Genomic DNA, 10158 nt, shown 5'->3' on the forward strand with positions numbered 1-10158 from the left:
CTCCCCGTCCCCGTGCTTCAGGCCGATCGATGACGTCCCGGTCGTGCGCCGTAGAGCGGCGCCGGCCGGGCCGCGGAGGTGTCCGAGCCCATGAATCGCAGCGCGAAACCGACCGCCGTACCGCCGGCCGCCCCGGAACGGCGCCGCCGTGCCGTGTCGGCCACGGCATGTGTCGCCATGGCGTTGACGGTCGGCGCCACCGCGCTGACCGCCTGCTCCTCGTCCGGGAACAAGGCGGCCGGCACCGCCGGCACCGATGTGGCCGCGGTCTCCCGCGCCGGGGTGCGCGACGGCGGCACCCTCACCTGGGCCGTCGACGAGATGCCGAAGACGCTCAACGCCTTCCAGGCCGACGCGGACGCCGGCACCGGCACCGTCACCGGCGCCACGTTGCCGGCGATGTTCCGGCTGGACGCCCACGGCGCCCCCCGGCTCGACCCGGACTACGTCACCTCGGCGAAGATCACCGCCCAGGACCCGCGCCAGGTCGTCACCTACGACCTGAACCCGAAGGCGAAGTGGAGCGACGGCCGCGCGATCGGCGCCGACGACGTCACCGCGCAGTGGAAGGCGCTCGGCGGCAGGAACACCTCCTTCTGGACCGCCCGCAACGCCGGCTACGACCGGATCTCGGCGATCGGCCCCGGCGCGAAGGCCCACCAGGTCAAGGTCACCTTCGCCACTCCGTACGCGGACTGGCGGTCGCTGTTCGCACCGCTGTACCCGAAGTCGGTGACCGCCGGCGCGGACGCCTTCAACGACGGGGTGCGCACCTCCCTGCCGGTGTCCGCCGGCCCGTTCACGGTCAAAGCGGAGGACGCCAAGGCCGGCACCGTCAGCCTCGCCCGCAACGACCACTGGTGGGGCGCCCGCGCCAAGCTCGACCGGATCGTGCTGACCGCGGTGCCGCGCGACAAGCGCCCGGCGCAGCTGGCCGCGGGCAAGCTGGACGTGGCCGAGATCGACCCGGGCGAGCTGGCGGCGGCCAAGCGCACCAAGGGCGTCGGGGTGCGCACCGCCCCGGACTCCGCGTACGCGCAGCTCGCGCTCAACGGCAGCTCGGGTCCGCTCGCCGACGAGCGGGTCCGGCACGCGGTGGCCCGCGCGATCGACCGGAAGAAGATCGCCGCGGCCGTGCTCAAGCCGCTCGGACTGCCCGCGGATCCGCTCGGCAACCACCTGGTGCTGCCCTCGCAGGCCGGCTACGCCGACCACAGCTCGGCGCTGGGCACCGCCGACGTCCAGCAGGCGGCGGCGCTGCTCGCCGACGCGGGCTGGCAGCGGCCGGCCGCCGGCACGGCCGGTGACAAGGCCGCCGGGCCCTCCGCCGGATCGGGCCGGACCTCCGCGTCCGGGGCGCTGACCGTGGTGGAGCCGGCGCGGGCGGTGACGAAGGACGGCAAGGGGCTGACCATGCGGTTCGTCCTGCCGGCCGACTCACCGACGCTCGACGACGCCGGCGGGCAGATCGCCCGGATGCTGTCGCAGATCGGCATCCGCACGGAGATCAGCAAGGTGGACGACGACAGCTTCTTCCAGGACCACATCGCGTCCGGCGACTTCGACCTGGCGCTGTACTCCTGGCCCGGTACGGCGTTCCCGGCCACCGACGACACACCGATCTTCGCGAAGCCGGTGACCGCGCCCGACGGGTCGCTCGCCGTCGCCGAGAACTACACCCGGGTCGGCACCGACCAGATCGACCAGCTGATGGCCCGGGCCGGTTCGGAGCTCGACTCCGGTCAGGCGCACAGCCTCACGAACCAGGCGGACGAACGGATCTGGGCGGCCGCCGCGTCGATTCCGCTCTACCAGCGCCCCGAAGTGGTCGCGCTCAAGACGAACGTCGCGAACGCGGGGGCCTTCGGGTTCCAGACCCCGAGCTACCAGAACATCGGGTTCCGCAAGTAGCAGCTACGGCGCCCCGACCCTCCGGGGCGCCCCCTGAGTCCGTGCCGGCTCCCTCCGTTTGTGCCCCGGAGGGAGCCGCCGTCGTTCAGGCACCGGGTAGCTCCCCGTACCATGGGGTGAGGCCGTGGCGTGACCCTGCCCGGCGGGCGATTCGCGTTGAAGGAGAAGGCGCGACGCCATCCACGATTCCGGGAGAAGCGCCGCATTCATGTCCACGCGCCACGACATCCGTAACGTCGCCATCGTCGCCCACGTCGACCACGGGAAGACGACCCTGGTGGACGCCATGCTGAAGCAGGCCGGGACGTTCGCCGCACACCAGCATCTGGACGACCGGATGATGGACTCCAACGACCTGGAGCGCGAGAAGGGCATCACGATTCTCGCGACGAACACCGCCGTCCGGTACCACCCGAAGGACGGCGGCGACCCGGTCACGATCAACATCATCGACACCCCCGGCCACGCCGACTTCGGCGGTGAGGTCGAGCGCGGCCTGTCCATGGTGGACGCGGTGGTCCTGCTGGTGGACGCCTCCGAGGGCCCGCTGCCGCAGACCCGCTTCGTGCTGCGCAAGGCGCTGACCGCCCGGCTGCCGGTGATCCTGTGCATCAACAAGACCGACCGCCCGGACTCCCGGATCGACGAGGTCGTCAACGAGACGTACGACCTGTTCCTCGACCTGGACGCGGACGAGGACCAGATCGAGTTCCCGATCGTCTACGCGTGTGCGCGAGACGGCGTCGCCTCGCTCACCAAGCCGGAGAACGGCACGGTGCCGGCCGACAGCGACAGCCTGGAGCCGTTCTTCTCCACCATCCTGTCCACCGTTCCCGCGCCGACGTACGACGAGCAGGCGCCGTTGCAGGCGCACGTCACCAACCTCGACGCGGACAACTTCCTCGGCCGTATCGCACTGCTGCGGGTCGAGCAGGGCCACCTGCAGAAGGGCCAGACGGTCGCGTGGATCAAGCGCGACGGCACCATCTCCAACGTGCGCATCACCGAGCTGATGATGACCGAGGCGCTGACCCGCAAGGCCGCGGAGTCCGCCGGTCCCGGTGACATCTGCGCGGTGGCCGGCATCCCGGACATCATGATCGGCGAGACGCTGGCCGACCCGGAGAACCCGATCGCGCTGCCGCTGATCACGGTGGACGAGCCGGCCATCTCGATGACGATCGGCACCAACACCTCGCCGCTGGTCGGCAAGGGCGGCAAGGGCCACAAGGTGACCGCGCGACTGGTGAAGGACCGGCTGGAGCGCGAACTGGTCGGCAACGTGTCCCTGCGGGTGTTGCAGACCGAGCGCCCGGACACCTGGGAGGTGCAGGGCCGCGGTGAGCTGGCGCTGGCGATCCTGGTGGAGACGATGCGCCGGGAGGGCTTCGAGCTGACCGTCGGCAAGCCCGAGGTGGTCACCCGGGAGATCAACGGCAAGCTGCACGAGCCGATCGAGCGGATGACCATCGACTCGCCGGAGGAGCACCTGGGCGCGATCACCCAGCTGATGGCCACCCGCAAGGGCCGGATGGAGACCATGACCAACCACGGGTCGGGTTGGATCCGGATGGAGTGGATCGTGCCGTCCCGCGGCCTGATCGGATTCCGGACGGAGTTCCTCACCCAGACCCGCGGCACCGGCATCGCGCACTCCATCTTCGAGGGCCACGAGCCGTGGTTCGGCGAGCTGCGCACCCGCAACAACGGCTCGCTCGTCGCGGACCGGGCCGGCGTCGTGACGCCGTTCGCGATGACCAACCTCCAGGAGCGCGGCGTGCTGTTCTGCGAGCCGACCACGGAGGTCTACGAGGGCATGATCGTCGGTGAGAACTCCCGCGCCGACGACATGGACGTGAACATCACCAAGGAGAAGAAGCTCACCAACATGCGGTCTTCCAACGCGGACGTCACCGAGTCGATCGTGCCGCCGCGGAAGCTGTCGCTGGAGCAGTCGCTGGAGTTCTGCCGCGACGACGAGTGCATCGAGGTCACTCCGGCGACGGTCCGCATCCGCAAGGTCGTCCTCGACCAGAAGGAGCGCGGCCGCGCGACCGCTCGCGCCAAGCGGTAGCACGTAGTCACCGAAGGGGCGTCGGGGGTCACCTCCGGCGCCCCTTCGGCATGTCCGGCACCTGTCTCATGGCGTCCGGATATCGGACACGGATAACCGTTAGTTAGATCACAAAATCCGTTTTGTCGGTGTCTGTATACGTTCCGAATTGTCCGGATTTCAGGACGATGTAGGCGCGCCCTCGTGATCTGAGTGTGACATCGGCCGCACGGCGGCTCCCGTCCGTGACGGATAGTGGACCAGGTTGAGCTCGGGTCAATGGGTCACGCGCAGTCATGTCGCGCCGACTCACGAGCACAGAAGGCCGTAGTCGCTGTCAGGGGTGTCAGGGGCGCCCGGCCTTCTCACACATCGACACACGTATCGACAGTGACTCCTGAGGAGGCATACCCATGCGCGTTGCCAAGAGCGCCAAGTGGGTCGTAGGAGCGGCGGTAGTCGCGCTGGCCGCGACCGCCTGCGGTTCCGGAAGCTCGGACAAGGCCGGCGGCTCGAACGACGGGATCGTCCGGGCGTGGTGGGGCGACCCCCAGAACCCGCTGGAACCCGCCAACACCAATGAGGTGCAGGGCGGCAAGGTCCTGGACATGATCTTCATGGACCTCAAGGAGTACGACCCGAAGACCGGCAAGGCCAACCTCGAGGCGGCCCAGTCGATCGACACGACCGACCAGCAGAACTTCACCATCAAGCTCAAGCCGGGTCTGAAGTTCTCCGACGGCACCCCGGTCACCGCCAGCTCCTTCGTGGACGCGTGGAACTACGGCGCGCTGCTCACCAACAAGCAGCTCAGCGCGTACTTCTTCGAGGACATCGAGGGCTACGACAAGGTGCACCCGGACAGCGGTGCGGCGACGGCGAAGACCATGTCCGGCCTGAAGGTCGTGGACAGCAGCACCTTCACCGTCAAGCTCACCCAGAAGTTCTCCACCTGGCCGGACCGGCTCGGCTACAAGGCGTTCGCGCCGCTGCCGAAGTCGTTCTTCACCGACCACGCCGGCTACCTCAACAAGCCGGTCGGCGACGGCCCGTACATGGTCGAGTCCTACAGCAAGGGCTCCAGCATGAAGCTGGTCCCGAACCCGTACTACACCGGGCCGAGCAAGCCGAAGAACAAGGGCGTGCTGCTCAAGGTCTACACGGACTCCAACACCGCCTACGCCGACCTGCAGGCCGGCAACCTGGACGTGCTGGACGACATCCCGGCCGAGCAGCTCACGCACGCCAAGTCCGACCTGGACGGCCGCTACCTCAACCAGCCGGCCGGCATCATCCAGACCGTGTCGTTCCCGCTGAACCAGAAGGCGTGGACCGCGCCCGGCATGGAGAAGGTCCGGCTCGGCCTGTCGATGGCGATCGACCGCAAGACGATCACCGAGAAGATCTTCCAGGGCACCCGCACCCCGGCCGGCGACCTCACCTCGCCGGTGCTGGGCGCGGCCGGCGGTTACAGCGCCACCATCGCGGGCGACGCGGTGACGTACAACCCGGCCAAGGCGCGCGAGCTGATCAAGGCGGGCGGCGGCATCCCCGGTGGTCACATGACCATCGGCTACAACGCCGACTCCGGCTCGCACAAGCAGTGGGTGGACGCGGTCTGCAACAGCATCAACAACGTGCTGGGCGACAACAAGGCGTGCGTGGGCGCCCCCACCGGCACCTTCGCGGACTTCCGGAACCAGATCACCAAGGGTGAGATGACCAACCCGTTCCGGTCGGGCTGGCAGATGGACTACCCGCTGATCGACAACTTCCTGACGCCGCTGTACAAGACCAACGGCAGCGCGAACGACTCGCACTACAGCAACCCGAAGTTCGACGCGCTGATCAAGCAGGCGAACTCCGAGCCGGACACCGCCAAGGCGACGGAGCTCTACCAGCAGGCCGAGAAGCTGCTCTACACGGACATGCCGGTGATCCCGCTCTGGTACCAGAACGGCGAAGCGGGCTGGTCCAAGCGCGTGTCCAACGTGACCGAGAACGCGTTCAGCTACCCCGTCTACACGGACATCACGGTCAACAGCTGACCTGATGCCGTGCCGCGCCCGCCCCGGCGACCCCGGGGCGGGCGTGCACCACCGTCTGGTCCGATCCATGGAGGACACATGGGGCGCTACGTCATCAGGCGACTGCTCCAGATGGTGCCGGTCTTCATCGGCACGACGTTTCTGATCTTTGTCATGGTCTATGCCCTCGGCGACCCCGTGGCAGCCATGTTCGGCGACAAGGCGCCCGACCCGGCGACCGCGACGCAGATCAGGCACGCGATGTACCTGGACCACTCACTGCCGGCCCAGTACGTCCACTACATGAAGCAGATCTTCACCGGCGACTTCGGCACCTCGGCCAACGGCCAGCCGGTCACCGAGCTGATGGGTACCGCCTTCCCGGTCACCATCCGGCTGACCCTGGTCGCCTTCGCGATCGAGGCGGTGGTCGGTGTCGGCCTCGGCCTCGTCGCGGGCCTGCGGCGCGGCCGGTTCGCCGACTCCGGCGTGCTGGCGTTCACCCTGGTCGTGGTGGCGGTCCCCACCTTCGTGACCGGCTACCTGCTCCAGTACTTCTTCGGTGTGAAGTGGCACGTCGCCAACCCCGCGGTCGCCGACGGCGCCCCGATCGGCGACCTGATCATGCCGGGCCTGGTGCTGGCCGGCGTCTCGCTGGCGTACGTGGCCCGGCTGACCCGCACCTCGGTCGTGGAGAACTCCCGCGCCGACTACCTGCGTACCGCCGTCGCCAAGGGCCTGCCCCGGCGCCGGGTGGTCACCGTGCACCTGTTGCGCAACTCGCTGATACCCGTGGTCACCTTCCTCGGTACCGACCTCGGCGCCCTGATGGGCGGCGCGGTGGTCACCGAGCGGATCTTCAACATCCACGGCGTCGGCTACCAGCTCTACCAGGGCATCCTGCGGCAGAACCCACCGACGGTGGTCGGCTTCGTCACCATCCTGGTGATCGTCTTCCTCGCCGCCAACCTGCTCGTCGACCTGCTCTACGCGGTCCTGGACCCGAGGATTCGGTATGTCTGAGATGACCGACAGCCACTCGGTGGTCAACGGCGTCGCCACCACCCCCCAGGCGCCCTCCGATCAGGGCAAGGAGCGCGAGAAGGCCCGCAGCCTGCGGTCCGACGCGTTGCACGACCTCAGCCGCAAGCCGATGTTCTACATATCCGGCCTGCTGATCCTCTTCCTGATCTTCATCTCGCTGTGGCCCGGCGTGATCGCGAGCGGCAACCCGCTCTCCTGCGACCTGGCCAAGTCCCAGCTGGGGCCGACCTCCGGGCACCCGTTCGGCTTCGACACCCAGGGCTGCGACGTCTACACCCGCACGGTGTACGGCGCCCGCGCGTCGGTGTCGGTCGGCATCTTCTCCACCCTCGGGGTGGCGGTGCTCGGCTCGCTGCTCGGCGGCCTCGCCGGGTTCTTCGGCGGCTGGTGGGACTCGGTCCTGTCCCGGATCAGCGACGTCTTCTTCGGCATCCCGATCCTGCTCGGCGGCGTGGTGTTCCTGTCCGTGGTCAAGGGCGGCACCGTCACCACCGTGTCGATCTTCATCGTGCTGCTGGGCTGGCCGCAGATCGCCCGTATCGCCCGTGGCGCGGTGATCACCGCCAAGCAGCAGGACTACGTGCAGGCCGCCCGCGCGCTCGGCGCGAGCAACTCCCGGATGCTGTTGCGGCACATCGCGCCCAACGCGCTCGCCCCGATCATCGTGGTGGCCACCATCGCGCTGGGCACGTTCATCTCGCTGGAGGCGACGCTGTCCTTCCTCGGCGTGGGCCTGAAGCCGCCGGCCGTCTCGTGGGGCATCGACATCTCCCAGGCGTCCAACGAGATCCGCAACGCGCCGCACATGCTGCTGTGGCCGGCCGGCGCGCTCAGCATCACCGTGCTGGCGTTCATCATGCTCGGCGACGCGGTTCGCGACGCCCTCGACCCCAAGCTGCGCTAGGAGGCGTCACGTTGACTGTCACCGACGAGAGGGCGGGCGCCGTGGCGCCCGCGTCCACCACCCCGCTGCTGGAAGTACGCGACCTGCACGTGGAGTTCCACACCCGTGACGGGGTGGCCCGCGCCGTCAACGGCGTGAACTACTCGGTAAGCGCCGGTGAGACGCTGGCGGTGCTCGGCGAGTCCGGCTCCGGCAAGTCCGTCACCGCGCAGACCATCATGGGCATCCTCGACATGCCGCCCGGCCGGATCACGCACGGCGAGATCCTCTTCCAGGGCCAGGACATGCTGAAGATGTCCGCGGAGCAGCGGCGCCGGATCCGCGGCCGGAAGATCGCGATGATCTTCCAGGACGCGCTGTCCTCCCTCAACCCGGTGCTCAGCGTGGGCTACCAGCTCGGCGAGATGTTCCGGGTGCACCAGGGGATGTCCCGCAAGCAGGCCAGGGCCAAGGCGATCGAGCTGATGGACCGGGTGCGCATCCCGGCCGCGAAGGAGCGCGTCGGCGACTACCCGCACCAGTTCTCCGGCGGTATGCGCCAGCGGATCATGATCGCGATGGCACTGGCCCTGGAGCCGGATCTGATCATCGCGGACGAGCCGACCACGGCGCTGGACGTGACGGTGCAGGCGCAGGTGATGGACCTGCTCGCGGAGTTGCAGCGCGAGTACAACATGGGCCTGATCCTGATCACCCACGACCTGGGTGTGGTCGCGGACGTCGCCGACAAGATCGCGGTGATGTACGCCGGGCGGATCGTGGAGAGCTCCCCGGTGCACGACATCTACGGTGCGCCCGCGCACCCGTACACCAAGGGCCTGCTCCAGTCGATCCCGCGGCTGGACCAGAAGGGCCAGGAGCTCTACGCGATCAAGGGCCTGCCGCCCAACCTGACCCGTATCCCCGGTGGCTGCGCGTTCCACCCGCGCTGCCCGATCGCGCAGGACGTGTGCCGCACCGAGGTGCCGCCGCTGCACACCGTCGGCGCCGAGCGGGGCAGCGCCTGCCACTTCTGGAAGGAGACGATCGGTGACTGAGCCCACCTCCCGTGAACCCATCCTCCGGGTCCGCAACCTGGTCAAGCACTTCCCGCTGACGCAGGGCATCCTCTTCAAGAAGGAGGTCGGCGCGGTCAAGGCGGTCGACGGCATCTCCTTCGACCTGTACGCGGGGGAGACGCTGGGCATCGTCGGCGAGTCCGGCTGCGGCAAGTCCACCGTGGCCAAGCTGCTGATGAACCTGGAGCGGGCCACCTCCGGCGAGGTGTTCTACAAGGGCGAGGACATCACCCGGCTCTCGGGCCGGGCGCTGAAGGCGGTGCGCCGCAACATCCAGATGGTCTTCCAGGACCCCTACACCTCGCTGAACCCGCGGATGACGGTCGGCGACATCATCGGCGAGCCCTTCGACATCCACCCCGAGGTGGCACCGAAGGGCGACCGGCGGGCCCGGGTGCGCGAGCTGCTGGACGTGGTCGGGCTCAACCCCGAGTACATCAACCGCTACCCGCACCAGTTCTCCGGCGGCCAGCGGCAGCGGATCGGCATCGCCCGCGGCCTGGCCCTCAACCCGGAGATCATCATCTGCGACGAGCCGGTCTCCGCGCTGGACGTCTCGGTGCAGGCGCAGGTGATCAACCTGATGGAGAAGCTCCAGGACGAGTTCGGCCTGTCCTACATCTTCATCGCGCACGACCTGTCGATCGTGCGGCACATCTCCGACCGGGTCGGCGTGATGTACCTGGGGCGGATGGCGGAGATCGGCACCGACACCGAGATCTACGAGCACCCCACGCACCCCTACACGCAGGCGCTGCTGTCCGCGGTGCCGGTGCCCGACCCGAAGGCGCGCGAGCAGCGGGAGCGGATCATCCTCTCCGGCGACGTGCCCTCGCCCGCCAACCCGCCGTCCGGCTGCCGGTTCCGCACCCGTTGCTGGAAGGCGGAGGAGCGGTGCGCGCAGGAGACGCCGCTGCTCGCGGTGCCGGAGGTCTTCGCGGGCTCCGGCAGTCCGGCCGCGCACGAGTCGGCGTGCCACTTCGCGGCGGAGAAGGACGTGGTGGGCAGTTCCGCTGCCGACGCCGCCTGACGCACCGTCGTACGTGGCCGGCGTCGCATGCCGCCGTCGCATGCCGCGCCGGCCGCGGGCCGTCGTCGTATAACACCCGGGAGCGCCCCGGTCCGCCTCGCCGCGGGCCGGGGCGCTTCGGCGTGCCCGGG

General features: G+C 69.1%; 7 protein-coding genes. All 7 read left to right on the forward strand.

The window, feature by feature from the left end; translation table 11 throughout:
• Positions 1 to 90 precede the first annotated feature (90 nt).
• The 7 genes from AC13HU_RS22340 (at position 91) to AC13HU_RS22370 (ending at position 10027) form a co-directional block, all read left to right on the forward strand.
• Entirely contained in the window at positions 91 to 1911 is a 1821-nt protein-coding gene (locus tag AC13HU_RS22340) for an ABC transporter family substrate-binding protein (protein WP_483043705.1), read from the forward strand.
• Positions 1912 to 2119: 208 nt separating this feature from the next.
• A complete protein-coding gene (gene typA, locus AC13HU_RS22345; RefSeq protein ID WP_483043706.1) occupies positions 2120 to 3985 on the forward strand; it encodes a translational GTPase TypA in 1866 nt (621 codons plus the stop codon).
• Between the two features lie 392 nt (positions 3986 to 4377).
• Positions 4378 to 6012, forward strand: a complete 1635-nt coding sequence (locus tag AC13HU_RS22350; protein ID WP_483043707.1) for a peptide ABC transporter substrate-binding protein — start codon at positions 4378 to 4380, stop codon at positions 6010 to 6012.
• 78 nt (positions 6013 to 6090) lie between these two features.
• On the forward strand, positions 6091 to 7014 hold the full coding sequence (locus tag AC13HU_RS22355; protein WP_483043708.1) for an ABC transporter permease: 924 nt from the start codon (positions 6091 to 6093) through the stop codon (positions 7012 to 7014).
• A 1-nt stretch (position 7015) separates the two neighbouring features.
• Positions 7016 to 7939, forward strand: a complete 924-nt coding sequence (locus AC13HU_RS22360) for an ABC transporter permease (protein ID WP_483043711.1) — start codon at positions 7016 to 7018, stop codon at positions 7937 to 7939.
• 11 nt (positions 7940 to 7950) lie between these two features.
• Positions 7951 to 8976, forward strand: coding sequence for an ABC transporter ATP-binding protein (locus AC13HU_RS22365; protein WP_483043709.1), 1026 nt, complete (start codon positions 7951 to 7953; stop codon positions 8974 to 8976).
• Positions 8969 to 10027, forward strand: a complete 1059-nt coding sequence (locus AC13HU_RS22370) for an ABC transporter ATP-binding protein (RefSeq protein ID WP_483043710.1) — start codon at positions 8969 to 8971, stop codon at positions 10025 to 10027. The genes AC13HU_RS22365 and AC13HU_RS22370 overlap by 8 nt, the downstream gene beginning before the upstream one ends.
• Positions 10028 to 10158: the final 131 nt, after the last annotated feature.

This window comes from Streptomyces sp. NH27 (genome assembly GCF_056859195.1).

What these genes read in the sequence shown, in the direction of transcription:
- AC13HU_RS22340 (WP_483043705.1), top strand. Translation starts at nt 91, where the DNA reads ATGAATCGCAGCGCGAAACCGACCGCCGTACCGCCGGCCGCCCCGGAA.
- typA (WP_483043706.1), top strand. Translation starts at nt 2,120, where the DNA reads ATGTCCACGCGCCACGACATCCGTAACGTCGCCATCGTCGCCCACGTC.
- AC13HU_RS22350 (WP_483043707.1), top strand. Translation starts at nt 4,378, where the DNA reads ATGCGCGTTGCCAAGAGCGCCAAGTGGGTCGTAGGAGCGGCGGTAGTC.
- AC13HU_RS22355 (WP_483043708.1), top strand. Translation starts at nt 6,091, where the DNA reads ATGGGGCGCTACGTCATCAGGCGACTGCTCCAGATGGTGCCGGTCTTC.
- AC13HU_RS22360 (WP_483043711.1), top strand. Translation starts at nt 7,016, where the DNA reads ATGACCGACAGCCACTCGGTGGTCAACGGCGTCGCCACCACCCCCCAG.